We start from the raw sequence: 26854 nt of genomic DNA on the forward strand, positions 1-26854 counted from the left end.
CACACCCGTTCCCATACCGAACACGGAAGTTAAGCTCTTTAGCGCCGATGGTAGTTGGGGGCTTCCCCCTGTGAGAGTAGGACGTCGCTAGGCAAATAAAAACCCTGAGAATAAAATTCTCAGGGTTTTTCTGTTTAAAGCTAAATGGCATTACACCTCATATGAAAAACAGCTGTAGTTATACAGCTGTTTTATTTTGTTTATTTTAAAATTCAAGGGCGTTTCGCAGGTTATTCAGATAGGATTGGCTGACAGGTAATTCTGTCCCATCTTTTAAAGTTACAATAAAATTTGAAGTGAGATCACGTGCCATCTTTTTGATGAAATAAATATTAACTATATAGGATCTATGAATGCGAATGAAGAATGGAGGTAATCGCATTTGTAATTCTTTAAGTGTAATACTTGTTTTAAATTGATTTTTCTCTACATAAAACCATGTTCTTTTTTGAAGGCTTTCAATATAAGAAATTTTATCAATTGCGACTGGGTTCCATTCTTCATCTCTTTTACCAGTTAAAAATTGATAAGGTTCTAATTTCTGTGTAGTGGTTGCCGAAGGTAAAACGACTACTAGTGCAGCTGCAGTACCTTGTATATATATAGGATAGCCAATACCGTAATGAGGTGTTTCAAATAGCGTATTATCTAAGATTGCGTCTGTACGTTTTTTTGTTTGCAGTACTAGGTGGGCAATGCTGCCACGTTCTACTGGCCGACCTACTTCAAAATGAATATCATGATTTCCAGCGTGAAAATAAATATAGGAGTTTGGAACAGCAATGGCGATGGACGAGTTAGCTGGAATCCAGTCTTGTAACAACGTAATAAATTGTTGTGAAATATCTTTTTGTAAAGAATTGAACTCATTATTCATTGTGATTATCCCCCTTATATGAAAACAGATTACCAAATTTTGTCGCTTAAAAATGTGGTTTCATCCTTAAAATTTGGTATTTTATCTAAAAATAATGAAAATTCAGATGTTCTGTTATATATTAATTTACAACAAATAAACCTGTTATGGAACAGAAATTAAAAAAGTTTTTTAACAGAGTATATTTTATACAAAGGGGAAGGTGGAATTTCAAAATGTCAACGCGTCAAGAAAAAATTCAAGTTTTAGAAAAACAATGGGCGGAAAACCCACGTTGGGCTGGTATAGAACGTGCTTATACTGCTGAAGAGGTAGTTAAATTACAAGGTTCTGTTGTTATTGAACAAACTTTAGCTACTAAAGGTGCAAAACGACTTTGGAACTCATTACATGAAGAACCGTTCATTAATGCATTAGGTGCATTAACTGGTAATCAAGCTGTTCAACAAGTAAAAGCAGGATTAAAAGCAATCTACTTATCCGGTTGGCAAGTAGCCGCTGATGCTAACCTTTCTGGTCAGATGTATCCTGACCAATCATTATACCCAGCTAACTCTGTACCAGCTGTCGTAAAGCGTATTAATCAAGCATTACAACGTGCTGATCAAATTGATCATGCTGAAGGCCGTGTAGATGATTTTGATTGGTTTGCACCGATCGTAGCTGATGCTGAAGCTGGTTTTGGTGGTCCTTTAAACGTATTCGAACTTGTTAAAGGAATGATCGAAGCAGGGGCTGCAGGTGTTCATTTAGAAGACCAATTAGCTTCTGAGAAAAAGTGTGGACATTTAGGTGGTAAAGTATTACTTCCTACACAAAATGCTGTCCGTAACTTAATTGCTGCTCGTCTTGCAGCAGATGTAATGGGCGTAGATACAATCTTAATCGCACGTACAGATGCTGATGCTGCTGATATGGTAACTTCAGATATTGATCCACGTGATGCTGAATTTATTACTGGCGAACGTACACCAGAAGGTTTCTTCCGTACAAAACCAGGCATTCAACAAGCGATTGCTCGCGGTTTAGCTTACGCTCCATATGCAGATTTAATCTGGTGTGAAACGTCTAAGCCATCACTTGAAGAAGCTCGTGAATTCGCTGCGGCAATTCATGCTGAATTCCCAGGTAAAATGCTTGCTTACAACTGCTCACCTTCATTTAACTGGAAAGCAAATCTTTCAGAAGAAGAAATTGCAGAATATCAACGTGAACTAGGTAAACTAGGTTACAAATTCCAGTTTGTAACGTTAGCAGGCTTCCATGCATTAAATCATTCTATGTTTGAGCTTGCTCATGACTATAAAGATAATGGCATGGCTGCATATTCTAAACTGCAACAAGCTGAGTTTGCTTCTGAGTCTAAGGGCTATACTGCTACACGTCACCAACGTGAAGTAGGTACAGGTTACTTCGATGATGTGTCACAAGTTATTTCAGGTGGGACTTCTTCGACAACAGCTATGGCTGGTTCAACAGAAACAGAACAATTCGTTTAATTCAATTACGTTAATTCCTAAATTCATAATCATAGATAAGTTTCCCTCGCACCTCCTAAGCGGGGGAAACTTAAATCACGAGAGGTGGGGGAACTACTAATGGAACAGGTAACTACAGGTAAGCTTACTATTGTTGGGGAGCAAAACGAGCAAACAAAAGAAATTTTAACACCGGAAGCCCTTGAGTTTGTTCTTGCCCTGCACGAAAAGTTCGATGCTCGTCGTAAAGAGCTTTTAGAGGCTCGTCAAGAACGTCAAAAGCGTCTAGATGCTGGTGAGAAACTTGATTTCCTACCAGAAACGAAACATATTCGTGAGGGCGATTGGACGATTGCGCCACTGCCGGCGGATTTACAAGATCGACGCGTAGAAATTACAGGTCCAGTAGACCGTAAAATGGTTATTAATGCATTGAACTCTGGTGCAAAAATGTTCATGGCTTGCTTTGAAGATGCATCGGCACCTACATGGGAAAACATGATTTCTGGCCAAATTAATATGCGTGATGCTATTAATAAGACAATTGAATTTACGCAAGCATCAAACGGTAAAACGTATAAATTAAACAATGAAACAGCTGTATTATTAGTACGTCCTCGTGGTCTTCACTTACTCGAAAAGCATGTACTTGTGGATGGGGAGCCTGTTTCAGGTAGTTTCTTTGATTTTGCACTGTATTTATTCCACAATGCTAAAAATGCACTGGCTAAAGGTACAGGTCCATATTTCTACCTACCAAAGCTAGAAAGCCATTTAGAAGCTCGTTTGTGGAATGAAGTATTTGTCTTTGCACAAGATTATATCGGTATTCCACAAGGTACAATTAGAGCGACAGTTTTAATTGAAACGATATTGGCTGCTTTTGAAATGGATGAAATTTTATATGAACTACGCGACCATTCAGCAGGTCTGAACTGTGGCCGTTGGGATTATATTTTCAGCTATATTAAACGTTTGCGTAATCAGCCTGACGTGATATTACCTGACCGTGGTCAAGTAACGATGACAGTACCGTTCATGAAGGCTTATACGTCTTTATGTATTCAAACATGTCATAAACGCAACGCACCAGCTATGGGTGGTATGGCGGCACAAATCCCTGTAAAAGGTGATGATGAAGCGAATGCAGTCGCATTTGCAAAGGTTGCGGAAGATAAACGTCGTGAGGCAACAGCTGGTCATGATGGCACTTGGGTAGCACACCCTGGTATGGTGGCAACAGCTATGGAGCAGTTTGATGCGATTATGGAGACACCAAATCAAATTCATAAAAAACGCGAAGATGTTAATGTGAAGGCTGAAGATTTAGTAGCTGTTCCAGAAGGGACAATTACACTTGAAGGTCTTCGTATCAACTGTAGTGTGGGCGTACAGTATATTGCTTCTTGGTTACGAGGCAATGGTGCTGCACCAATCAATAATTTGATGGAAGATGCAGCCACAGCAGAAATCTCCCGTACACAAGTATGGCAATGGATTCGCCATCCAAAGGGTATTTTAGATGATGGCCGTGGTATTACACTAGCGTTTGTCTTAGAAATTTTGGAAGAAGAGCTTGTGAAAATTAAAGAGGCTGTTGGGGAACAAGCATATAACAGTGGTCGCTATGATGAAGCTGCCGAACTGTTTAAATCTTTAATTGAGCAAGATGAGTTCGTGGAATTCTTGACACTTCCAGGATATGAAAAATTAAATTAATTAATCGGTATCTACTAAAGAATAAATCTAACTTTCCTACATTACAGTGGGCTGAACTCGAATGCAGCTCACAAATTCCACTAACGTAACGAACGGGGTCTGTTCCCCCGTTTCTTACTGAAACACATTGAGCACTGTTTAATAAAAGGGGTTTGCTAATAGAGTAACGAGATTTAAAAATGGGGTCCAAAATGTCTTGCGAGCTTTGATGGGGAGCTTGTAAGGCATTTTTTTGTGCTTGCTCAAAAAGCAGAAAGGCAAAGTGTTAGAATGATTGCATTCAATCTAACACTTTTTTTGTGACCATGACGGACGCCTGCCTTGCAACCATCGCTTTATTTAACAGTTGCTAATACAAAGCCGTCATAGCCTTTAATTCCGACCGTTTGAATGGCTGTTGCTTCAATACGAGGCTCTTGTTCTAATAAATCCATAAAGTGACGTACACCTTGTACCCGTTCATCTTCGCTTTTACTATCGATAACTTCTCCGTTTCGAACGACATTATCAGCAATGATAAGTGCACCTGTATTCGCCAATTCTAATGCCCACTTTAAATATTGAGGATTATTCGGTTTATCAGCATCAATGAAAATGAAGTCAAATAAAGGCCCTGACTTTTTTAAGATTGGCAATGAATCTAATGCATTCCCAACAATTACTTCGACTTTATGGCCACAGCCTGCTTGTAAAATGTTTTGTTTCGCAATTTCTGCATACGTTGGGTCAATCTCCAATGTATAGACTTTCCCTGTTTCAGGAAGCGCGCGCGCAAGCCATACACTACTATAGCCCCCAAGTGTACCGATTTCTAAAATGTTTTGAGCACCTTTTATTTTTGCTAGTAGGTAGAGCAGTTTTCCTTGTGTCGGTGATACATCAATTTCTGGAATGTTAGCATTTTTATTTGTTTGTAAGACGTTGTCCAACGTCTTATCAACTGGAATTAGCTTTTCAAAAAAATACTCATCTACATCATGCCATACATTGTTTGTTAACATATGATAACTCCTCTTTTCCTAAGTGGTTTCACTTGCAACTAAAGTGTATGCTAAAATAAACCATAATAAAAATATATAATTATTACTTATCTATAACTTAAAGTTATAAGAGAGGGGAAGGCATGAATAGCCACGCATTAAAATTATTTTACCAAGTAGCGAAAACAGGGAGTTTTACAAAGGCTGCTGAATACTTGCATATTAGTCAGCCTGCAGTTTCCAGCCAAATTAAAAGGTTTGAACAGGAAATAGGTGTGCCGTTATTTAAACAGCAAGGCAGAGGCATTGTATTGACTGAATTCGGTGAGGCGTTAGCTGAAAAGGCACAAAACCTCATTGCACTTGAGGAACATATTGCGTCATTTATTGAAGACTATCGTACTGCTAAAACTGGAACGATTCATATAGTAGCTACATATTTACCTGCAAATTTTTTACTTCCGAAATGGGCAGCCACTTTTAAAGGTGCAAATGAAGAGGTTAATTTAGTTATTACAACGGCCAATACGAAGGAAGCATTTGAACAGCTTATACATTATAAGGCGGATATCGCTATTTATGGAGGTGGCATTGCGGAGAGACCTGAGGAAGTATTATGGGATGAGCTTTTTGAAGATGAGTTGTGGTTTGTTGTTGCTCCTGAACATCGATATGCGAATCAAACGATTACTTTAGCGGATATCATGAAGGAACCTTTTATTATGCGAGAGGAAGGGAGCTCTATGAGAGATCATCTTTTTTCACTTTGTGAAACCCACCAAATTCAACCACCAAGAGTTGCATTGCAATTTAGTGGAATAAATGAAACCATTCGCTCTGTTATGGCTGGGTATGGCGCAATCTTTATCTCATCACTCGCAGTGAAAGAGTATGTTCAAACGGGGCAATTGGCAAGAGTATATATACCGGGGATACAGAGTAAACATAAAGTGGTAATCTGTACAAGGAATAATGAAAAGCACAGTGTACTTGTGCATAAATTTATTGAGGCTATAAAAAACTATGCCCTTTGATACAGCTGCTTCTATGCATAAAATTGGATATTTGTTATACTATTTATATAACAAATATGGAGCTGATATAGATGTTAATTCAAATAGAGCCTTTATCGGATGTACCTATCTATGAACAAGTTACACGGCAAATTATAGAGGGCATTGCTAGAGGAGACATGAGCCCAGGTGATACATTGCCATCAGTACGTAGTTTAGCCGCTGATTTAGGTGTTAATATGCATACGGTTAACAAGAGCTATCATGAGCTTGAGGCAAAAGGAATTATTACAATTCGTGCTAAATCAGGCGCAATTATTCGCTCAACCGAGGAGCGTGCACTAACGCCAGAACAGTTGCAGAAAATTGAAAAAAACTTAAAGCCTGTTGTGGCAGAAGGAATGGTGCTCGGCGCAACAGTTGAACAAATTGAGCACATGATGAAAAAGGTATTTGCAGATTTGCAACTGCCACTAGAAGAGGTGTAGCATGCTACTAGGTATTTTTACAATTTTGTATATGATGACATTAGCTATGCAAGTTTTTGTCCCTTTTATCGTCCGTGAGACAATTGTATTTGGTGTTTCAGTACCTGAACAGCATGTAAAGCATTCTGCATTAGCTGTTGCGAAAAAGCGCTATGCGCAAATAGTAGGCCTTTGTGGCGTGCTTATTTTAATTATTATGTTTGTGCTTTACGGAATGCTCGCACCATCTGAAAGTGCACAAGGCATTCTATTACTTAGCTGTTTATTTGGAATGTTAGCCGTCAGTATGGTGTTATACTGGTTTAATCATCAAAAAATAATGAAGCTGAAAATACGTGAGCAATGGGGCATGCACTTAAAACAAATGCGAGCAGTCGATTTAACAGCTCGTAGCCGTGATGAAATACTACCTTGGCCGTTTTATGTAGTACCTATAGTGGGCTCGATTTATCTCGTTGTATTTACGTTGTTGCATTATGATCAAATACCAAATGCCGTAGCCGTCCATTGGGGACCAAGCGGAGCGGCAGATGCGTGGCAGGAAAAAACATATTTTACGGCAATTGCGTTACCAGTAGTCATGTTAATGATGCAATGTATGATGTGGGGTACTGCTGATTCTCTAAAGCGTTCGGCGATTCGTCTGTCTGTTAATCGTCAACAGGAGTCTTTGGAAAGTGAATTAAAAGCACGGAAATTTATGAGCTGGAATATCGCGTTAGTCAGCTATAGTTTAACAGGCCTATTAACAATACTACAGTTAAGTAATATATACCCTGAGATGGCTGAGGGTAAAAGGCTGCTACCATTTTTTATGGCTTTTATTGTTCTAATTACAGGTTCAGTGCTTGTTTATGCATGGAAAAAGCGACAGTTACGTTTGAAATATAAAGACAATGTCGTTTCAGAGATAATGGATGTTGATGAGGATCGTTACTGGAAGGGCGGTCTTATTTATATTAATCGCCAAGATCCATCTGTTTTTGTGGAAAAACGTTTTGGGGTAGGCTGGACAATGAATTTTGCAAACCCAAGAGGTTATATCGTCATTGGCTTGCCATTCCTACTATTGCTGCTGGTTTCTATATTTTCGCTTTAGTGCCCACTTGAGTGCCAGGCACCCAAACAATTCTGAAAATTTAACGTTGTGGAAAGTTTAGGAAATGAACTCTTAGAGCACTTTATTGAACGGAGGCAAGTGTGAATGAAAATTTTAGTGGTCGATGATGATGTGCATATTTTGCAGTTAGTCAATATTTATTTAACACGCGAGGGCTATCAGGTAATGCAGGCAGAGAACGGTGAACAAGCATTGCAATTGCTTGATGGCAATATGCCCGATTTAGCAGTTGTCGATGTGATGATGCCAGGAATGGATGGTTTTACACTAACGGAAATTTTAAGTAAAGATTATGATATTCCGGTGCTGTTATTAACAGCTAAAGGAGAGCTTGAAGATAAAGAGCGGGGCTTTTTAGCAGGTTCCGATGATTATGTTGTGAAGCCGTTCGAGCCTAAGGAGTTGCTATTTCGCATAGCTGCAATTTTACGTAGGCTAGATAAAAAAAATCAAGTTACAATACAGGTTGGTAAGCTCGACATTGATCGACGTAGCTTTGAAGTGACGATTGGAGGAGACACGCTAGTTTTACCTCTAAAGGAGTTTGAATTACTGGCGTTGCTTGCCTCTCGTCCCAATCAAGTATTTACACGTAGCATTATTATGGAACAAGTATGGGGCTATGATTATGAAGGGGACGAGCAAACGTTAAATACCCATGTGAAGCGGATTCGAGAGCGCTTGCATCGTTATGATACAGGGGTCGAGATCACGACGGTGCGTGGTGTCGGTTATAAGCTTGAGGTATGTCCGACATGAAGACGTTGTATAGTAAGTTTGTTATCACAACGATGCTCATTATGATTGGAAGCCTATGTATTGGATTTTTAATGACGAATACGTATTATCATCAAGTGACAAAAGAAAAAAATGATGCAAAAAACGTTGCGATTGCAGAGGATATTGTTAATTATATTGAATCGTCAAAGCAAATGGATTTAGATAATTATTTGACAACGCTTGGGGAGATTGGTTATCAAATTTATGTTACAACGGGCGAAGAGCATCGTTTTTTTGGTGGCGAATATCGAGATAAACGATTATCTACCAATGTCATTGACCATGTTTTAGAAGGGGAAGTCTATCATGGTATGAGGGAGTTTCCAAAAGAGACGTTTATGACAGGTTTTTTTGCAAATGAACTCATTAATACGATTGGTGTACCATTCACCTACAATAACCAACAATACGCATTGTTTATTCGACCTGATATCCGTCTGCTGTTCTCTGAAGCCCATACGTTATTAGGCGGTCTTATTCTTGTTATGGCGGTGCTGAGCCTACTGGCTATGCTACTGTTTGCAAAAGCGCTAATTCGACCGATCACCCAGTTAACAGAAGCAACGCATCAACTTGCGCATGAGAAGTTTGATACGTTACTTGAAATAGATCGAGCAGATGAAATTGGACAACTAGCAGATAGCTTCAATGTAATGACAGAAAAATTACAAGAAAATGACCGGATTCGTAAACAGTTTATAAGCAATGTGTCCCATGATTTTCAATCGCCATTATTAAATATTCAAGGTTATGTGGATTTGCTGAAAAATCCAAGTCTTTCAGAACCTGAACGGCAAGAATATGCAACGATTATCGAGCTAGAAACAAAACGACTGTCGACATTGACCAAGCAACTATTGCTACTGACATCACTCGACCAATCTACTCGAATGCTGAAAAGAGAACCATATCCTTTAGAGGAGCAATTGAAGGAAACGGTGCGTAAATATCGTTGGCAGCTAGAGGAAGCGAATGTCCAATTATCGTATCAGATGGAGCCAGTAACATATAACGGCGATGCCGGGTTATTGCAAAATGTCTGGGATAATTTATTAACAAACGCCATTAAATATAATGTGGATGGGGGAGAAATTCACATCCATCTTCAAGAACAAGCTACTTTCATAGAGGTGCTCATCGAGGATAGTGGTATTGGGATGAATGAGGAGCAACTGCAAAAGGTGTATGACCGTTTTTATCGAGCTGACGACTCTAGAACGAAACAGGGGACAGGACTCGGCCTAGCTATTGTTAAACAAATAATTGAATTGCATGGTGGCCAAGTGCAAATGAAAAGTGCTATGAATGTTGGGACAAGCGTTTGTATACACCTGCCAAAATTGTAATATAGAGTTCATATAAAGTTCATATTCAATCGATAAACTTCTCAGTAAGTTAAAAACTTGGAGGAGTTGTCGTATGGAGCAAAAATGGAGTTTACGTCTTATTCGCCTCGCCGCGATTTTCGCGTTAGTGGGTACGTACTTAGGTTCACATATGTCAGGGTCAGGTAGCTATGAGTTTCGACCAATTCATGCACACGTGTTACTTGTTGGTTGGTTAAGTATGTTTGCCTGGGGTATATTTTATCGTGCCTTTAAAGTAAAATCACAGAAATTAGTGGCACTACATGGCTGGTCAGCGATTATAGGAGTCTTCGGTTTAACACTTGGTATGTGGTTTTACAATATTAACCCTTTTAACTTTAGTCATACTTTTACTTTAATTTTCTTTATCGTAGGTGGCACAACATTGTTAATTAGTTTCGCATTATTTATTGTTGTAACATTTATGGTAAATACTAAAGAGGCACTAAAAAATTAATAGAAAACCGCGCCAGTATGTGACGCGGTTAATGTGTAGGCAAATTCAAAGCATTTGAGTTTGCCTATATTTTTTTCGCTTCGTAGAGCACCTGTCCCTATTGTACTAAATGTTCTAATGACTTATTGAGCCAGCGTGTTGCTTCATTATAATCTTGTGCAACGCCCTGTCCTTTCTTGTAAAGCATACCAAGTTGAAATTGTGCTTTTTGATGCCCTTGATTAGCAGCAAGTCGATAAAGTTGTGCTGCTCTTGCAAAGTCTTTTGGTACACCTTGTCCATGACTATGCATTTGTGCTAATTGGTATTGGGCTTTGGGATGTCCTTTAGAAGCAGCTTGTTCAATCCATTTAGCTGCCTCCGTGAAATCTTGCTTCACACCTTTTCCCTTATCAAATAAGTTACCAAGTTGGTATTGTGCACCTGAATGTCCTTGAATAGCAGCAAGTCTATAGCAACGACGAGCTTCTTCTAAGTCTTGGGAAACACCCAATCCTTGCTCATATAGTAAGCCTAGCTGATATTCAGCTTTAATATGAGATTGATCAGTTGCAGCTCTCCACCAATGAACAGCCTTTCCATAATTCAATGTAACACCGGCACCATTTGCATATAACAAAGCAAGTTCGAATTGTGCATCCGCATAGCCCTTATCCGCAGCACTTTTAAAATACGGTAGTGCTTTGTCAGGTTGCAGTAGCTGATAGACATAGAGGAGACCGAGCTCGTAGCCAGCACTAATATGTCCATGGTCAGCGGCAAGCTGTAACCATCGTTCCGCTTGTATAGTATTTTGTTCTTTCTGATAAAGCAAACCGAGACAATATTGCGCATTTGTATGCCCTTTATGTGCCGCAAGTTTAAACCATTTCATAGCTTCCAGGTGATTTTGCTGAATGCCCTGTCCTGTATTGTATAATAAGGCTAATTGAAATTCGGCATTTGTATGGTCTTGAAGTGCAGCCATATGGAACCATTTTGCAGCTTCCTCAAAATTTTGTTGGATGCCACGCCCTTTGAAATACATATAGCCAAGGTTATACTGTGCACTTGCATCTCCAGCAAGTGCAGCCATTTCAAAATAGGCTATCGCCTTTTCGAAGCTTTGTTGGACACCGGTGCCATTATGATAGAGAAAGCCAAGATTATTTTGTGCACTTGTGTTGCCTTGATTGGCCGCTGACATATACCATTTTGCCGCCTCTTCAAAATTAACAGGAAGTCCAAGCCCCTGATTGTAAAGTACGCCAAGATTATACTGCGCGTCAGCATTTCCTAAATCAGCCGCTGACTGATAATATTGTGCAGCCTCAAGATAATTTTGTTTAACTCCTTGTCCTAAATGGTATAACACACCGAGACTATAAAGTGCATTGGCATCATGTTGTGCCGCTGCTTTCTCATACCACATTTTCGCAGCAGCATAATCTTTTTGGACGCCACGCCCATGATTATAAAGAAATCCTAAATTGTATTGAGCACTTGCAGAGCCCTTTTTTGCGGCTAATGCAAACCAATTAGCAGCTTGTTCGTAGTCTTTTGCAGCGTACTGATCAATCAGTTGCGTATCTATTAGTGGCATTATATCCTCAAACTTCATGCCTTTTCGCGCTGACATAGAATTTTTAAGGCTACGATCATAACGTTGAATAAACCACTCAACGATATCACTGACATAATCGAGGACGATTTTAGCGGATTTTGCTTCAACAATGTCATTATTGCTAGTACTTGTCATTTTAAGTACAAGCCCCATTAATAAATAAATGCGACGTGGGTGTATTTTGGCGACGAAGTTACGGTTATTTAATAGTGTTCGACTATTCTTTATTGTAGGTTGGGCATGCATTTCCAGCTCGTAAAAGTGATAAATAATTTCCTCGATAACGAGGCGTGATTTCTGTAGGGCAATGGACGGCTGAGCTATAGCAAGACTGCTAGCAGCTTCTAAGCTTTCTGCTAATTGTGTAAATGCGAATAGACGTAACTTTTTACATTGCTCATGTAGGATATCGGAATGTATGACCATGGTACGCACCTCTTCATATTTAAAAATGGTAATAGTCTTTTATCATATATCGGGAAATTATGACCATTATTGATTCTTTGCAGATGAATTCATCGGTTGAAATGTCATTATTACATGATACTATTTGATTTAAGAGTTCGTTTATAGCCTTTAGGGGGATTGGTTGATGAAAAAAATTACAGCAATTATTCCAACATTTAATCCACAACAATCATTTGTAACATTTATACGTCAATTATTAGCCACCTCAATTACACAAATTATTATTGTAAATGACGGTAGCGATCAAAAATATACACCTATTTTTGAAGAGATAAAGACAATAGAAGGCTGTAAAGTTCTCCAACATGACCAAAACATTGGCAAAGGGGCCGCTTTGAAAACAGCATTTTCTTATATATGGTCAAAGCAAGGGGATATTCAGGGCGTTCTAACAGTAGGAGCACACGGCCAGCATACATTGAAGGATATCAACTTAGTATTGACCATGACCAAAGTATTTTCAGAAGGCATTGTCCTTGGCATTCGCAATTTTCATTCATCTGATAGTACGTTCTTGTCTTATTGGGGAAATCGAGCGACTAGTTTGTTATTTGAATTATTGTTTCATAAAAAGCTTTTGGATACACAAACAGGCTTGCGCTACATCGCAATCAAAGAAATACCGTGGCTTATTGAAGTACAAGGTGATGGTTTTGAATACGATACCAATATGCTAGTCGTCGCACTAAAAAGAAAATGTCCAATTTTCGAAGTCGAAATTGGTCAGCTACGCATTAAAAAGAATTCAATTATTCAATATGATGAATTAACGAATGCAGGTACGGTAATGGCCAAGATGCTGATTAATTATTTGAAACCTTAGTAAGAGAAGTGTAATAGGTGTAATTTAAACATTTTGTGCTAGAATAATAATTACTCAACTGGACGTGGTCATTATTAAAGAAGGGGTAATGCATGTGGAATATTCAGATCAAGTAAAAAATCGTGTAAAGCGCATGGAAGGTCAGCTACGCGGTATTTTAAAAATGATGGAAGAAGAAAAGGATTGTAAAGCTGTTATTACACAATTATCGGCCGTACGCTCAGCGGTAGATCGTACAGTAGGCGTAATCGTTAGCACAAATTTGTTAGAATGCGTACAAAATGCTGAAGGGGACGGCGAAAAAATGAATGAAGTTATTCAAGAGGCCGTTAATTTAGTCGTGAAAAGTCGCTAACATCCATAAGATTGAATGAACGAGCTTCGCCTTGATATATACGGGCGGGGCTTTTATATTCAATGATTATGCAAAAAACTACTTGAATTTATTAAATAAACGGATTGATTAGGTGTAAAATCCTAAAACTGTAATATGAAAATTATAGAAAAAAGTCACATGTAGTGAACTTGTATGATAGATTTGATGTTATATCTTCTTTTATAATAATGATAAAGATATATTATAAAAAAGAAGGTGAGTTTATCTTGAAAAAATGGTTATTAAGCAGTGCAACATTGTTAATGTTAAGCCCGACAGTAGCCCATGCACAAAGTACACAGACTCAACCAATGAACGCGCACGCAACGATGTCATACAATGTCATGGCGAGCACAAAAATTGAAACGTTTGAACAGTTAACAAATGAAATAGCAAAACAACTTAATCAATTCGCTACAGAAATTAAAATTACATATAGCGGCTCAATGACGGATTTCGATAAAAAGTTTATGGAAGCTTTTGAAAAGGCACAGCAACAGGCTACGTATGCAAGCGGCCATCTTCAAGGTGTTACAATGTCTGCTGACTCCGCAGGTAATGTCACTTATAAAGCCAAATATCTTACGAACTCAACACAGGAAACGGCCGTTCAAAAGAAAATTGATAGCGTCTTAAAAACGATTATTAAGCCGTCCATGACACAATTTCAAAAAGTAAAAGCCATCAATGATTATATTGTGTCAAATACTACCTATGGTACAAAAACGAAAGCAAGTCCGCATAGCGCTTACGCATTATTATTTGAAGGACAAGCTGTCTGTCAAGGCTATGCACTATCCGCATATAAAATGTTGGAGCAAGCAGGCATTGAAACGAAATATGTAGTAGGGTATGTAAATGGCAATGAAGCACATGCATGGAATATGGTGAAGGTTGATGGCAAGTGGTACCATCTAGATACAACGTGGAATGATCCATTACCAAATCGTATAGGTGCATCATCCTATGATTATTTCCTTGTCACAGATGCGCAACTAAAGAAAAATCATACTTGGATTGCTGCAAATTACCCTGCTGCAACGAGTACGACATATAGTTTTATGCAAAATGTACATTTTGCCCATCAAATGAACAATACTTTATTTTTTAGCAATACAGCAGACAATGATAAATTATATAAACTTGATTTGGTAAGTGGGAAGAAAACAAAGGTTATGAATAGCCGTGCACTATACATTACGGGTATAGGAGATAATCTTTATTATAGCGACTATAGTAATAGCGGTTTCTTAACAAAACTAAACCTGAAAACATTAAAGACAAGTGTAGTGGTAAAGCAATCGGTAACAGACTTAATGATTCATAACGGTTATTTAATATATAAAGTTAAGGGTAAAGAACAAAAACTAAAGATTAACTGATAAATAGTGAATGAAATGCTTACAGGTCAACTGCAAGCTTCTATATTACATGTTTATTGCATATATTATTTTAAGCACAAAAGGGCTCCTAAATGAGTTCTTTGTGCTTTTTTTGTATATAATGATAGTAGTGAAACTGTGTGAGGTGAAGATTTTTGTGGAAGAAGCTAGCCATTATTATAATATTGATCATTTTTATTGAACCAATTTATACAGTTGGTAAAACGACTGTCAAACAAGTCGCTACTTGGGCAAATAATGATGACATTGAAACAATGTTACTAGCAACAAAAGAGAAAATTGTTGATGTTACCACTAAATTTTCAGAAGATGCCTCCATCCAAACAGCCAATCCTGAAGATGTTGAGGAACAGGCGCTAGCTGTTACGGCTCGAGCTGTACAGCAACCAGAAACTAAACTTGTTGTCACAAATACTAAGGAATTGGCGGATGCAATGTACGCCTATTATAGTAGTTTTTCACCTAGCTTTGAGATTCAATATAAGGGCAGTACGCAACGAATTGAGAAGATAGTGGAAGAAGCATATGACAATGCCATAAAACGAGACGATTACGTATACGGACATATAAGTAAGCATTCCATACGTTATGAATATGGCGCAAAATCAGCTAAAATTATAGGACAACAAAGCTATTTAATGACGCCAGAACAAGCGGCATATGTCGAGATGAATGCGCAAGAAATAGTAGCTTCGATTGAGAAAAATGCGCGCACGGATGTAGAGAAAATTAAAGCTGTTAATGATTATATCGTAGCGAATACGGCTTATACAGAGCAAACAAAGTCAAGTCCCCATAGTGCTTATACAGTGCTTGCGGAGCATGGGGGTGTTTGTCAGGGCTATGCGTTATTAGCACACACTTTGTTACAAAAACTTGGTTTCGAAACACAATATATTGTTGGGTATGTTGGTCAAGAAGGGCATGCTTGGAATTTGGTGAAGCTTGATGGACAATGGTACCACCTTGATACAACGTGGAATGACCCTGTGCCTGATCGAAAAGGCGCTGTAAGGTATCAATACTTTTTAGTAGATGATCGCACAATGGCACGTGACCATACATGGATAGCGAATGACTATCCGAAAGCAACAAGCACGCTTTATAGTTACTACCAAGATATCGATTTCCCTGCACAGGTAGGAAATCAAATATTTTATAGCAGTATAAGTGATGATAATAAATTGTATGTACTGGATATAACTACAGGTAAAGCACAACGCGTCACGAAAACACGTGCCCAATATATTGTTTATGCAGATGGCTGGCTCTACTTTAGTAATTATTCGCACGGTGCTTATTTAACGAAAATACGCCCTGATGGAAGCGGCGAACAACTGTTGAATCGAGAAGATACGAAAGATTTAATTGTTAAGGATGGCTATTTATATTTTATGACCGATGAACTGAAGAAAATGCAACTATAGTGTTGGGTGCATAAAAAGGCGTATGACATTAACGATGGTCATACGCCCTTTTTGTACGATGAATAATATAATGTATCGGTTGATGCTGACAAAGGGAAACTTGAATTTTGGGGTACAAGGAGTTCATTTCCTGGGAAAATATTTTTATTATAAGTGGGTTATGTTTAATAGCGCCACCATTACAATAAAAGTGAAATGGTTCTGCGCCTTGATAGCCCATTTTATTTAGTACAGCACTTGCAAGTGTAACTAACTCATGGGCCGCCTGCATAGAGATACGAATAGCACAGGCATCATTTTTAGCGACAGCATCAGCTAAAAATGCTCCCATTTTAGCTAATTGAGCATTTGTATAAGTTGGACGGAACAACCATGCAGCCAACTCTGTAACATCTTGAATACCCAAGTAGTTATAAACGGCTTCTTGTAAGATGGTTGACTCACCTCGGCCATCCTCCATGCGGAAAATAGCCCTGATGACTTCTTGACCTAACCAATAGCCACTCCCTTCATCACCTGCACGATGGCCCCAGCCGCCGGAACGAGTGATATGTTGCCCATCAAAGCCAAATGCGATGGCCCCAGTCCCTGCGATAAGCAGTGCACCTGCTTGTCCAGCTGTCACACCTAATAAAGTAGCTTGCGCATCATTTTCGATAATTAATATCTGAATGTCTAGCTGTGCCGCTGTAATAGCCTCATGGACCATTGCCTTCACAATTTGATGATCCTTTGGAGAATCAATTCCTGCCATAGCAAACGTTGCAACGGCGATTTTAGCAATAGCTTGTTCCTGCAAAAATACTCGCGCTTTCTCTAATAATGTTCGTAATATTTCCGTTGCAGATACGACTCCAATTGCTTGGTAATTAGATCCACCTAATGCCGTTGTATATTGAATTTCACCTGACTCGGCATGCACGATAGCACATGCCGTTTTAGTTGCACCACCGTCAATAATTAGTAGCCATTCATTCATGATCCCATTCCTCTATAAACGTAATTAATTGCTTTTCAGCTTCCGTAATTGCTGTTTCTTTGTGCTTGATCCACTCAAATAAAGTTTGTGCTTGTTCCTTCGAACGTTCAATAGATGCACGCATTGTCTCAGGTGAAGGACCCCCTAGTAATGTTCTGACACTTACGAAAAACTCTGGTTTTAAGGTATTATAGAAGTCTTCTTCGGAAATACGTAAAGGTTTGCCAGTAACTAATTTGGCTTGTGTATTGGTTAGCCCCCACGTTAGACTAGCCAGGGATTCTTCTCCGTGCGCTAGCAACACCTTGATGCATTTACTTACAATACTGTGTGCTTGACGGAATGAAATACCTTCAGAGCGTACTAATGAATCCGCAAGCTCGGTAACATTAGCAAAGCTATTTTCTGCGCGACTTCGGAGCTTTTTCTTATTGACTTCCATTGTTACGACAAGAGAGCCAAATAATTTATAAATGCCGATTAATCGGTCTATAGCGCGCCATAAATATGGTTGCATATCATCTTCAGTGTCCACAATATCGCCAAACGGTGTATTATGTACCATTTGTAGAACAGTACTTGCATCTCCAACAACTGCAGACAGTAATGAGCGCGTATGCTCAATGGACACAGGATTGCGCTTTTGCGGCATAATTGAGCTTATTTGAACATACGGACTCGCCAGTGTAAATGCGTTGAATTCCTGTGTAGCCCATAGTAAAAAGTCTTGTGATGTACGGCCAAGATTAAGGGCTGCTAGCTGTATGATACTTGCAGTTTCGGCGATATAGTCCGCACCAGCAACTGCATCCCAAGCATTTTCAATAATATCGTCGAATGCTAATAAGTCTCGCATGCGTTCGCGACTAATGTTAAAACCAGTCGTCGTTAAAGCAGCTGCACCCATGCTGCTACGGTTAACCGTTTGATAGCAATGTTGCATTCGATCAAAATCACGATCGAGCTGATCAATCACAGCTTTTAAATAATGTGCAAAAGTAGTTGGTTGTGCTTGTTGTGTATGCGTATAGCCAATCATAATTGTATCAATATGTTCCTCAGCTGCTGCGATTAAATCTTCCCGTAATTTAAGTAACTCGCCCATCAGCATTAATAGTTTTTTGCGTAAAGTCATGCGATATATGGCAATACCCATATCATTACGACTTCTACCGATATGAAGATTTCCAGCAACATCACCAGCAAGTTCTATTAATTTATTTTCAATGCGAAAAAAGAGATCCTCGTATTGAGGGCTATAATCTTCTATTCGATAATAGTTCAGATCTAGTTTTTTTAGTGCAGCTGCAATTTGCTGTGCTTCTTCTTTTTTTACAAGTCCTTGTTCTTCTAGCATTTTTAAATGTGCAATATTAATTTGAAGCATAATTGTTAAAAAGTTTTTCTTTGCTTCATCATAGGCCGGTTGCAAAACAATTTTACGATAAATATTCGAAGGGAAAATGATGCCGTCCTCTTGCTGAATTTTGTTGCGGAAATCTTCAAACATAGTAATGGCCTCCTAATAGAATGACAGTTAAATGGCTGAGCCAGCACTGCCTTTTGATAGCTTTTCGGAAATAATAAGAACAATTAAAATTAAGAAAATCTGTAAAACACCGTAGGCACAAGCTGTTCCAAACTTAAAGGCATATAATTTTTGAAAAATAGCTACAGATAGTGGAATTGTAGAAGTACTATAAATAAGAATAGAAGCAACGAACTCACCTAAACTTTGCACAAGTGCTAACAAAGTTCCTGCTAATATGCCCGAAAAAGTAAGCGGCAGTACAATACGTCGAAACGTATACCACCAATTTGCTCCTAAACTGCGTGATGCCTCCTCGATAGACTGATCTAATTGCACAAGGGAGGCTGACGTTGAACGGAATACAAGCGGTAAATGCCGTATAAAATAAGCTAACGGTAAAATCCAAAACGTACCAATTAACACTTGGTTAAAGGCGAAAATATTTTCAGTGCTAAAGGCCGCAATTAAGTTGACGGCAACGACCGTGCCAGGCAATGCCCACGGAACCATAATTAAAATATCAAGCAAGGTTTTTCCTTTAAAGTTTAGACGCACCATTGCATAGGCAGCGGCAACACCGAAAAGAAGATTGCCGAACGTTGCGACAATACCCATTTGGATAGAGTTCCAAATAGGTCTCCATGTGCGTTCATCCGTAAATAGCGCAACATAATGGTCCACTGTGTAGTCGGTCGGGAGAATCTGGGTTTTCCAGGCACCATCGACTGAAAATGAAATTAAAATAAGGACTAAAATCGGTAAAATTAATATTAGTGTGCCACCGAATGAAGCGATGGTCGCGAAAATTTTCATTAATTTTGAAGATACTTCAGAGCGATGCACACTAATGCCTTTACTCAAGTTTTGATAATTTCTACGATTTTGGTACCAGCGCATGATAATTAAAAAGGATATCGATACAAAGGATAAAATCATGGATTGTGTAGCAGCCATACCTAAATTGCCATTTGTACGCGATAAATATATTTGCATAGTCATCGTTCGCTCTACACCAAACATTAATGGGGCTGTATAGGATGCCATCGATATCATAAAGACGAGCAATGCAGATGCAATAATAGAAGGTGTCAGCATCGGTAATATAACCTTTGTCCATACACGAATACGCCCTGCGCCAAGACTAGTGGCTGCTTCTTCTAAAGATGGGTCAAGTCCTTTAATAGCAGCGGAAGCGGTTAAGTAGAAGTATGTGTACATCGTAAAGGTATGGACGACGATGACACCCCATATGCCTTTTAAAGAAAAAGGAACTTGTTGTAGTCCAAATAAATGTTGGATGGCACGTGGGAAAATACCGCTCTCCCCATATAGAAATGTGAAGGACAGGACACCAACAAGCGGTGGAAGAGCCATTGGCACTAATACTAAAATTGACAGTATCCGTCTTCCTGGAAACTCATAACGCTCCAACAAAAAGGCCATTGTAACGCCCACAAATGCACAGCAAATTACACTAATAATCGAGATATATAAACTAGTCCAGAGTGCTTCGAGATTGGCAGGGCTAGCGAGACTAAAAAACTTTTGATAATACGTAAGGGTGCTGTCGCCTGAAAAACTTTGAAGAAATGTTTGATAGAAAGGATAGACGACATAGGCAAACAACACTAAAAACAATGGTGAAATTAACATATAAACAAACCATTTTGATTGAGTTAGCCGTGTCCAAGCATTATTTTGATCAGAATATACAGGTGGTTTTGCCATATGGTTTGCCTCCTATTCTCCTAAAAAATAAAGTGATTCACGCGCTATATTTAATGTAATACTTTCACCGATGTTCTTGAGCTGAGCATTTTTATTAATAATCATAACTTTCAATGAAAACTCGCTAAAATCGACAATATAATTCACGCTGATTCCTGTAAATTCAACAAAAGTGATGGTTCCTGTTAATGTGTTTTCCCCAGGACCTTGATTGACGGACTCCGGGCGAATCGAAATAAAGACGTTGTCTCCAATCATATGCGTTAAAGTAGGGGAGCTGTGTTGCTTTCGCCCAGTTAACACAAGTCCGTTCTTTGTTTTTACTTGTACTTCATCATCATGCAGTGCAATAATTGTTGCCTCAATTAGATTGGTCTCTCCAATAAAATCTGCTACAAAGCGATTTAATGGTCGATTATAAATCTCTTGCGGTGTGCCGATTTGTTGCACATAGCCATTGTCCATCACCATAATGCGGTCTGACATGGACATCGCTTCCATTTGATCGTGGGTAACATAAATAGTTGTAACACCTAACTCTGATTGAATCCTTTTAATTTCAACCCGCGTTTCCTCGCGTAGTTTTGCATCTAAATTTGATAAAGGTTCATCTAGTAATAAAATATCCGGTTCAATAACAAGAGCTCTTGCCAATGCAACACGTTGTTGCTGACCACCAGACAATTCGTTGATTTTCCTGTTGCCGTATTGTGCAAGGTGAACGAGCCCTCGAATGCGATCGACTTTTTGTTTTATGTCCTGTTTAGAGAGCTTTCGTACTTGCAAACCAAAAGCGATATTTTCGTCTACAGTCATATGGGGAAACAGTGCGTAGTTTTGAAACACCATACCGATGTTGCGTTTGTTGGGCTGCAACAATGTCACATCACGATTATCGAAAAAAATTTTTCCTTCAGTAGGATAATAAAAACCTGCAATCATTCGTAATGTCGTTGTTTTCCCGCAGCCACTAGGCCCAAGGAAAGTGAAAAATTCGCCTGTTTTAATCGTAAGATTTAAATCTTTCACCCCGTGCACTTTCCCAAATTGTTTAGAAACGTTTTCGATTTTGACATTTTTCAACTAAAATGCTCCTTTCTCTTTATGAAAAGATGGATATGCCCGACAAGCTACGTAGCATACTTAGTTGCTTGCAATTGATATAACTCCGCAAAATAGCCTTTATTCATTAATAGTTCTTGCATCGAGCCTTCCTCCGTGATGTGACCATCTTGCAATACAATGATTCGATCAACCATTTTTAAAGCCGATAATTTATGCGTAATTAATAGTAACGTTTTAGTTGCTGAAAGGTCTGTTAATGTTTCAAGTATTTGATGCTCACTTCGAGCGTCAAGAGATGCAGAGGGCTCATCTAAAATCAGAAATGCTGCATTACGGTAGTAGGCTCTTGCAATGGCTACCTTCTGCCATTCGCCTCCAGAAAGTTCTGTGCCATTGTCAAAGTTTTTACTTAATACTTGATCGTAGCCATGTTCAAAACTAGCAACTAACTCACTAAGAGTGCTTTTTTCGGTCACGTCTGCTAGCCTTTTTGCATCGTGTGTATTTTCGATGTTACTAATGAAAATATTTTCTTTATACGTTAACTGGTAACGCGAAAAGTCTTGAAACACGATACCAATGATTTGGCGGTAAACATCAATATCGTATACTGCAATATCAATGCCGTTTAATTCGATGATGCCTTCGGTTGGCTCGTATAGTCTGGTAATTAGCTTCACAATGGTGGATTTTCCAGCACCATTTTCACCAACGAGGGCAATCTTTTCACCCATGTTGATTGTAAAACTTATATTATCGAGTATGCGTTTTGAGGAATTAGGATATTGAAAGGACACGTTTTTAAAACGAATCGTAAAATCATTTTTTTCTAGGGTCAATACTTTCTCACCTGATGTAATATCCGATGGTAAAGAGATAAATTTAAAATATTTTTCCATATAAAGTAGCGTGTCATATAGTAAGCTTGAATTTTCGATAAAACTCGCCAAACTTTGACGGGCAAGTAAAATAGACGAAGCGAAAATTAATATATCGCCTGACGTAAATTTGTTATTTAGTACACCAGTAACCACCCACCAAAAACTAAAGCCAATGACGATCATGCCAATGCCAACAAAGACGATTGAATAGCAGGCTTGTTTATATCTGATTTTTTTAATATCTGTATGAATTTTATGAAATGTCATCATGTATTTATTAATGAAAAAGGTAGCTGTGTTATACAATTTCACTTCTTTAATATGTTCTTTTGACAGCATAACGGAGCTATAATATTGCATCTTCCTTGCTTCAGGACTATTTATGACCAGTGTTTCAAATGCTTCTTTTTGTAATCGATAGGTAACGATAGCCTGCGGAACGATTGCAATAAAAATAATGCATGCAATCCATATATTAAAGTTCGTCAATAACAACAACATCGAAATACCTGTTAGCACACTACTGATCATGCCTGAAGTAAAAACAATAAGGTTTACTGGGCGCCATGCAGCCTCTTGCTCAAGTACTTGTATATCGTCATAAAATTCTGGATTCTCAAAGTAGTATAGTCCCTTGATTGCTGAGGATTTATCCATCAAGCTTTTGTTTAACTTGGCAATTAATTTATCGGTCATCAAGCCTTGAAAAGTCATTTCTAGTGGCCCTAATATGGCGTTCATAAATGATACAACTATCCAGCAAATTACAAAGAAAATAATGATAGAATACACGATTGTGTCGGTAGTAGAAATGGCATCAATTAACCCTTTCGAGAACCATATTGTTAGAGATGGCAATATTGCTTGAAAGGGAATAATAATGAACAAAATAATCGAATAAAACTTGGAAGCTTCCCAAAAAAGAGGAAAGTTTTTTAGGGTAAGTTTGAAATAAGCGTAGATTGTATTCATGATTCTTCACCTAAGATTATAGTATAGATATTCCGAATGAAATTTCACGGCCGCACAATAATTAATAGGCAAGGGACGACAAAAAACAATCCGAGTTATACGGGTTCTAACTCCAAATAAGTGGGAAGTATTTTATTTAAACAAAAGTCTTATTAGTTCAATATAAGACAATGTTAATAATGTGCGTTGTTTTTAAGAGAAAGTGGATCCTTGTACAGGACCCACTAGCTGTATTATTTCGTGAAGTATCAGTCGACAAATTTTATTTTTTTCCTCTACCTTTAATATTTGTATCCCAATGCTCCATCCACTCGGCTTCTTTTTCCGCCATAAGTTGCCAGTCAATATCAAATGTTTTTAAATCTAATTCTTGATACCATTCTGGCATTGTCGCCTGATCGATGTCGGAGCGTGTTGGAATTTGGTAATAATCATTCGCTAATTTTGTGACCATGTCTTTTTCAAATAAAAACTCTACGAACAATTTTGCGTTCTCCAAGTTTTTGGCATTATTAACGACCGCAACACCATCAACTAAAATCGGTGCACCACTCTTCGGATAAATGTAATCGAATGGATAATCCGTTGTATATTTCTTTAATAAAATATCTTGTAAATTCCATAAAGAAAGAGTGCCTTCTTGTCTTGTAAGCTTTAAATAAAGGGCATTTGGATCTTGTGTATATTCTTTCGTATTGGCATCTAATTTTAAAAGCCAATCATAACCTTTGTCAGGTGTATCAGCACCTTGGCGAACGATCATTGAAGAGTAAATAGTACGCATCGTTCCAGAGGCTAAGACGCCGCGAATTAAAATTTGATCTTTCCATTTTGGGTCTAATAAATCGTCCCAATCTTGTGGGCCGCTCTCTTTTGTTAGTAAGTCACTGTTAATCATAATAACTTCAGGTAATAGCATTTCACCGAACCAGCGACCTTCCGCATCTTTATAGTTTGTATCGATCGTGTCGATAAAACTCGGTTGCCAAGCATGTAGTAAATCTTCATTAGCACCTACCATTAATGCCGATTGTGTACCACCCCACCAAAAATCTGCCTGAGGATTCGCTTTTTCACCGCGAAGGCGCTCCAATATTTGCTGCGCTCCCATTGTTAAAAACTCCACTTGAATGTCCGGGTACTTCTCATTAAACTGATCGATTACGCCTTGCACCATTTCTTCATCACGTCCTGTGTAAATGACCAGTTTGCCCGATGGAGATGTGTTGTCTTCTGCCTTGTTAGCATCAGATGCAGTGTCGCCATTTGTGGCTTCTTTTGTCGAATCCTTATCGTCGCTGTTGCTACATGCAGCTACAACAATAAGCATCAACACAAGCAAAAATCCGAAAATACGTGTTTTTTTCATAATCATCTTCCCCTTCCTATAGTGTGTTACTTACATAGTGCAGTATAATACTTAAACAAAGCATTAATGTTAGAATAATTAAAAAAATCTAACGTAATATTATCATAAATGAAAAAAATAACGATTTTCAACCATCTAAATAAAAAACGACTTAAAAATGGCTAGAACCATTTTTAAGTCGTTTTTGCTTTACGATTGGCGAGCAGAGTAGGGAGCATCATGCCCAAAATAACAAAAATAATGCCAATGACTTGTAAAATCGTAAGTGATTCATGCAATACAATGACAGAAACAGTGACAGCAACAGGTAGCTCAATCGCGCTTAAAATAGAGGCAAGTGCGCCACCAACTTTAGGTACTGCAATCGAAAATAAATAAATCGGTAGAATAATACCGAAAAGTCCAAGTGCTAGTCCATACTTCCACAAGCCCTCTGCGAATAATTTCCCATTCCATGCAATTTCAGGACTTAGGAAAATACTGATCATAATAAGTGCTACAAAGGAAACAATTAAAACTCTTGATGTTGTTGTAACACCTTCAACGGGACGAGAGTTAAATTGAATAAAGCAGGCGAAGGTAAAGGCAGCAGCTAACCCGAATAACCAGCCTTGTACAGGAATACCACTTAAATCGACATTTAATACACCAGCAGCTAAAATCGTTCCTGCAAATAAAACCACTATAGAAATAACTTCAGGTCTACTCGGTAGACGCTTACGAATAAGGCAATCTAACAATAAACCAATCCAAGTAAATTGGAAGAGCATAACGACGGCAAGTGATGCAGGTAAATATTTTAATGATTCACCATAGACAATGCCGGTAGTGCCTGTAAAAATACCCGCGCTAACTAAAATAACTAGCCCGTTTTTTGAAAGTTTCGGTAGTTGCCTTTGGGTAATGATAAAAATCATCCCAACAAGCAGAAAGCCAATAATATATTGACTCGATACCGCCTCTGATGATGTAAAGCCATGCTGCATAGCTACTTTGACAATGGTCGATAAAATACCATAGCTACTTGAAGCAATGACAATCAAAAGAGGATATAATAAATTTGTTTTCATACTTAATTCATCCACATCCTAAACTTGTTTCACCATATGATGGAAGGGTTCGTCTATAATCGACCATGGTTCTGTAATAACAAAGCCCATGCGTTCATATAAGCGACGAGCATCTTCTTTTTGTGTTTCTACATTTAATGATAATTTTGTAAAGCCTCGTTCGATCGTTTGGTCTATGGCGAATTGGATTAATAGTGTACCTATTCCTTTACCACGAGCCTCTGGCGATACACAAACTGTATCAATATAATATTCATCTTCATGTGCCTCTTTATCAATCGTAATAGAAGGGGCATTTTTTTCTTTAAGCCATTTTACGAGATTGGCATCCATTTGGATGGCTTGTTCGCCGTTGTAGTATACAAGAATTCCTAATATTTGTTCACCTTCTACAGCAACAAAAGTATTTAAATAGGAATGTCTATTATCTTCACGCTTAAAAAGCTGTGTTAGTTCTTGTTCAACCATTGAAGCTGTTTGTTCACCTGTTAAACGGTTGGCAATCTCACCAATCGCATCAATAATTAGTGGCACAACGGCATGGGCATCTTGCGGTTGCGCTTGTCGAATTGTAATACTCATTGTCAAAATCCCTACCTTTCTATAGGCAAGTATAACAAAGATAGATGATGTCTCAAGATTTTGAAATATTCACTACTTTGTTATAGAGGTTATTGCCGTTGATTGTCGGTGCAAATGGACGCTGTGTGCGGTCACTTTTTAAAGCACAACCTGCGCTGTAATCCTTAGGATGACCATTTAATGATGAATCATAATTGTTCAGTGTAGTTTAGCGAATAAAGTCGGAAAATAGCGTTTTAGTAGTGAGATTCTATAAAGAATGTATGGATTTCATTATTTTTCCGAAAGTTTAAAACTT

Annotated in this window: 23 protein-coding genes and 1 rRNA gene; 13 read left to right on the top strand and 11 right to left on the bottom strand. The window is 38.4% G+C overall.

Translation table 11 applies throughout. The features are described from left to right. Positions 1 to 93 (top strand): 5S ribosomal RNA (rrf, locus tag ACIQXI_RS20085); the annotation flags it as partial. 112 nt (positions 94 to 205) lie between these two features. Here rrf and ACIQXI_RS20090 read toward each other — a convergent pair. After that, positions 206 to 877, bottom strand: a complete 672-nt coding sequence (locus ACIQXI_RS20090) for a LytTR family DNA-binding domain-containing protein (RefSeq protein WP_402928060.1) — start codon at positions 875 to 877, stop codon at positions 206 to 208. Between the two features lie 215 nt (positions 878 to 1092). Between ACIQXI_RS20090 and aceA the strand changes: the two genes are divergently transcribed. After that, complete coding sequence (gene aceA / locus ACIQXI_RS20095) at positions 1093 to 2376, top strand: isocitrate lyase (RefSeq protein ID WP_402928061.1); 1284 nt, start codon at positions 1093 to 1095, stop codon at positions 2374 to 2376. Positions 2377 to 2475: 99 nt separating this feature from the next. Further along, positions 2476 to 4074, top strand: a complete 1599-nt coding sequence (aceB, locus tag ACIQXI_RS20100; RefSeq protein WP_402928063.1) for a malate synthase A — start codon at positions 2476 to 2478, stop codon at positions 4072 to 4074. Between the two features lie 335 nt (positions 4075 to 4409). Here the strand turns inward: aceB and ACIQXI_RS20105 are convergent, their stop codons facing one another. Continuing rightward, a complete protein-coding gene (locus ACIQXI_RS20105; RefSeq protein WP_402928064.1) occupies positions 4410 to 5075 on the bottom strand; it encodes an O-methyltransferase in 666 nt (221 codons plus the stop codon). Positions 5076 to 5197: 122 nt separating this feature from the next. On the opposite strand from ACIQXI_RS20105, the gene ACIQXI_RS20110 reads away from it, so the two are divergent. The 6 genes from ACIQXI_RS20110 to ACIQXI_RS20135 all read left to right on the top strand — a co-directional run bounded on the left by ACIQXI_RS20110 (position 5198) and on the right by ACIQXI_RS20135 (position 10279). After that, entirely contained in the window at positions 5198 to 6088 is an 891-nt protein-coding gene (locus ACIQXI_RS20110; protein WP_402928066.1) for a LysR family transcriptional regulator, read from the top strand. A 71-nt stretch (positions 6089 to 6159) separates the two neighbouring features. Beyond that, a complete protein-coding gene (locus tag ACIQXI_RS20115) occupies positions 6160 to 6555 on the top strand; it encodes a GntR family transcriptional regulator (protein WP_402928067.1) in 396 nt (131 codons plus the stop codon). 1 nt (position 6556) lies between these two features. Next, on the top strand, positions 6557 to 7654 hold the full coding sequence (locus ACIQXI_RS20120) for a DUF1648 domain-containing protein (RefSeq protein ID WP_402928068.1): 1098 nt from the start codon (positions 6557 to 6559) through the stop codon (positions 7652 to 7654). A gap of 105 nt (positions 7655 to 7759) precedes the next feature. Continuing rightward, entirely contained in the window at positions 7760 to 8434 is a 675-nt protein-coding gene (locus ACIQXI_RS20125) for a response regulator transcription factor (protein ID WP_402928070.1), read from the top strand. Next, on the top strand, positions 8431 to 9801 hold the full coding sequence (locus ACIQXI_RS20130) for an ATP-binding protein (protein WP_402928072.1): 1371 nt from the start codon (positions 8431 to 8433) through the stop codon (positions 9799 to 9801). Before ACIQXI_RS20125 ends, ACIQXI_RS20130 begins: the two co-directional genes overlap by 4 nt. Positions 9802 to 9874: 73 nt before the next feature. Continuing rightward, positions 9875 to 10279 carry a hypothetical protein gene (locus ACIQXI_RS20135; RefSeq protein WP_402928073.1) on the top strand — a complete coding sequence of 135 codons (405 nt, stop codon included), beginning with the start codon at positions 9875 to 9877 and terminating at the stop codon, positions 10277 to 10279. Positions 10280 to 10376: 97 nt separating this feature from the next. Here the strand turns inward: ACIQXI_RS20135 and ACIQXI_RS20140 are convergent, their stop codons facing one another. Then, positions 10377 to 12308: an SEL1-like repeat protein gene (locus ACIQXI_RS20140; protein WP_402928075.1), complete on the bottom strand. Its 1932-nt coding sequence runs from the start codon at positions 12306 to 12308 to the stop codon at positions 10377 to 10379. A gap of 166 nt (positions 12309 to 12474) precedes the next feature. Here ACIQXI_RS20140 and ACIQXI_RS20145 point away from each other — a divergent pair, with 166 nt between their 5' ends. The 4 genes from ACIQXI_RS20145 to ACIQXI_RS20160 all read left to right on the top strand — a co-directional run bounded on the left by ACIQXI_RS20145 (position 12475) and on the right by ACIQXI_RS20160 (position 16379). After that, positions 12475 to 13173 (top strand): glycosyltransferase family 2 protein, encoded by a 699-nt coding sequence (locus ACIQXI_RS20145; protein ID WP_402928076.1) that lies wholly within the window; start codon positions 12475 to 12477, stop codon positions 13171 to 13173. Positions 13174 to 13267: 94 nt separating this feature from the next. Beyond that, positions 13268 to 13528 carry a metal-sensitive transcriptional regulator gene (locus tag ACIQXI_RS20150; protein WP_010857552.1) on the top strand — a complete coding sequence of 87 codons (261 nt, stop codon included), beginning with the start codon at positions 13268 to 13270 and terminating at the stop codon, positions 13526 to 13528. 248 nt (positions 13529 to 13776) lie between these two features. Continuing rightward, positions 13777 to 14931 (top strand): transglutaminase domain-containing protein, encoded by a 1155-nt coding sequence (locus tag ACIQXI_RS20155; protein WP_402928078.1) that lies wholly within the window; start codon positions 13777 to 13779, stop codon positions 14929 to 14931. A gap of 155 nt (positions 14932 to 15086) precedes the next feature. Continuing rightward, positions 15087 to 16379, top strand: coding sequence for a transglutaminase domain-containing protein (locus ACIQXI_RS20160; RefSeq protein ID WP_402928080.1), 1293 nt, complete (start codon positions 15087 to 15089; stop codon positions 16377 to 16379). A 28-nt stretch (positions 16380 to 16407) separates the two neighbouring features. Here the strand turns inward: ACIQXI_RS20160 and ACIQXI_RS20165 are convergent, their stop codons facing one another. The 8 genes from ACIQXI_RS20165 to ACIQXI_RS20200 form a co-directional block, all read right to left on the bottom strand. After that, positions 16408 to 17358 carry an N-acetylglucosamine kinase gene (locus tag ACIQXI_RS20165; RefSeq protein WP_402928081.1) on the bottom strand — a complete coding sequence of 317 codons (951 nt, stop codon included), beginning with the start codon at positions 17356 to 17358 and terminating at the stop codon, positions 16408 to 16410. Continuing rightward, a complete protein-coding gene (gene argH, locus ACIQXI_RS20170; RefSeq protein WP_402928083.1) occupies positions 17351 to 18868 on the bottom strand; it encodes an argininosuccinate lyase in 1518 nt (505 codons plus the stop codon). The genes ACIQXI_RS20165 and argH overlap by 8 nt, the downstream gene beginning before the upstream one ends. Positions 18869 to 18895: 27 nt before the next feature. Next, on the bottom strand, positions 18896 to 20617 hold the full coding sequence (locus tag ACIQXI_RS20175) for an ABC transporter permease (protein WP_402928084.1): 1722 nt from the start codon (positions 20615 to 20617) through the stop codon (positions 18896 to 18898). 12 nt (positions 20618 to 20629) lie between these two features. After that, positions 20630 to 21700 carry an ABC transporter ATP-binding protein gene (locus ACIQXI_RS20180; protein ID WP_402928086.1) on the bottom strand — a complete coding sequence of 357 codons (1071 nt, stop codon included), beginning with the start codon at positions 21698 to 21700 and terminating at the stop codon, positions 20630 to 20632. 47 nt (positions 21701 to 21747) lie between these two features. Then, positions 21748 to 23535 (bottom strand): ABC transporter ATP-binding protein, encoded by a 1788-nt coding sequence (locus ACIQXI_RS20185; protein ID WP_402928087.1) that lies wholly within the window; start codon positions 23533 to 23535, stop codon positions 21748 to 21750. A 262-nt stretch (positions 23536 to 23797) separates the two neighbouring features. Further along, entirely contained in the window at positions 23798 to 24904 is a 1107-nt protein-coding gene (locus tag ACIQXI_RS20190; protein ID WP_402928088.1) for an extracellular solute-binding protein, read from the bottom strand. Positions 24905 to 25077: 173 nt separating this feature from the next. Next, on the bottom strand, positions 25078 to 25974 hold the full coding sequence (locus tag ACIQXI_RS20195) for an EamA family transporter (RefSeq protein ID WP_402928090.1): 897 nt from the start codon (positions 25972 to 25974) through the stop codon (positions 25078 to 25080). An 18-nt stretch (positions 25975 to 25992) separates the two neighbouring features. After that, on the bottom strand, positions 25993 to 26556 hold the full coding sequence (locus ACIQXI_RS20200) for a GNAT family N-acetyltransferase (protein WP_402928091.1): 564 nt from the start codon (positions 26554 to 26556) through the stop codon (positions 25993 to 25995). Positions 26557 to 26854 lie beyond the last annotated feature (298 nt).

It is taken from the genome of Lysinibacillus sp. NPDC097195 (assembly GCF_044762075.1).
Classification (GTDB): domain Bacteria; phylum Bacillota; class Bacilli; order Bacillales_A; family Planococcaceae; genus Lysinibacillus.

Bases quoted from the DNA above. Each gene is read 5' to 3' on its own strand.
- ACIQXI_RS20125 (WP_402928070.1), top strand. From the start codon at position 7,760: ATGAAAATTTTAGTGGTCGATGATGATGTGCATATTTTGCAGTTAGTC.
- ACIQXI_RS20115 (WP_402928067.1), top strand. From the start codon at position 6,160: ATGTTAATTCAAATAGAGCCTTTATCGGATGTACCTATCTATGAACAA.
- ACIQXI_RS20190 (WP_402928088.1), bottom strand. From the start codon at position 24,904: ATGAAAAAAACACGTATTTTCGGATTTTTGCTTGTGTTGATGCTTATT.
- ACIQXI_RS20145 (WP_402928076.1), top strand. From the start codon at position 12,475: ATGAAAAAAATTACAGCAATTATTCCAACATTTAATCCACAACAATCA.
- ACIQXI_RS20110 (WP_402928066.1), top strand. From the start codon at position 5,198: ATGAATAGCCACGCATTAAAATTATTTTACCAAGTAGCGAAAACAGGG.
- ACIQXI_RS20195 (WP_402928090.1), bottom strand. From the start codon at position 25,974: ATGAAAACAAATTTATTATATCCTCTTTTGATTGTCATTGCTTCAAGT.
- argH (WP_402928083.1), bottom strand. From the start codon at position 18,868: ATGTTTGAAGATTTCCGCAACAAAATTCAGCAAGAGGACGGCATCATT.
- ACIQXI_RS20105 (WP_402928064.1), bottom strand. From the start codon at position 5,075: ATGTTAACAAACAATGTATGGCATGATGTAGATGAGTATTTTTTTGAA.
- ACIQXI_RS20185 (WP_402928087.1), bottom strand. From the start codon at position 23,535: ATGAATACAATCTACGCTTATTTCAAACTTACCCTAAAAAACTTTCCT.
- aceB (WP_402928063.1), top strand. From the start codon at position 2,476: ATGGAACAGGTAACTACAGGTAAGCTTACTATTGTTGGGGAGCAAAAC.
- ACIQXI_RS20175 (WP_402928084.1), bottom strand. From the start codon at position 20,617: ATGGCAAAACCACCTGTATATTCTGATCAAAATAATGCTTGGACACGG.
- aceA (WP_402928061.1), top strand. From the start codon at position 1,093: ATGTCAACGCGTCAAGAAAAAATTCAAGTTTTAGAAAAACAATGGGCG.
- ACIQXI_RS20130 (WP_402928072.1), top strand. From the start codon at position 8,431: ATGAAGACGTTGTATAGTAAGTTTGTTATCACAACGATGCTCATTATG.
- ACIQXI_RS20120 (WP_402928068.1), top strand. From the start codon at position 6,557: ATGCTACTAGGTATTTTTACAATTTTGTATATGATGACATTAGCTATG.
- ACIQXI_RS20165 (WP_402928081.1), bottom strand. From the start codon at position 17,358: ATGAATGAATGGCTACTAATTATTGACGGTGGTGCAACTAAAACGGCA.
- ACIQXI_RS20200 (WP_402928091.1), bottom strand. From the start codon at position 26,556: ATGAGTATTACAATTCGACAAGCGCAACCGCAAGATGCCCATGCCGTT.
- ACIQXI_RS20090 (WP_402928060.1), bottom strand. From the start codon at position 877: ATGAATAATGAGTTCAATTCTTTACAAAAAGATATTTCACAACAATTT.
- ACIQXI_RS20140 (WP_402928075.1), bottom strand. From the start codon at position 12,308: ATGGTCATACATTCCGATATCCTACATGAGCAATGTAAAAAGTTACGT.
- ACIQXI_RS20135 (WP_402928073.1), top strand. From the start codon at position 9,875: ATGGAGCAAAAATGGAGTTTACGTCTTATTCGCCTCGCCGCGATTTTC.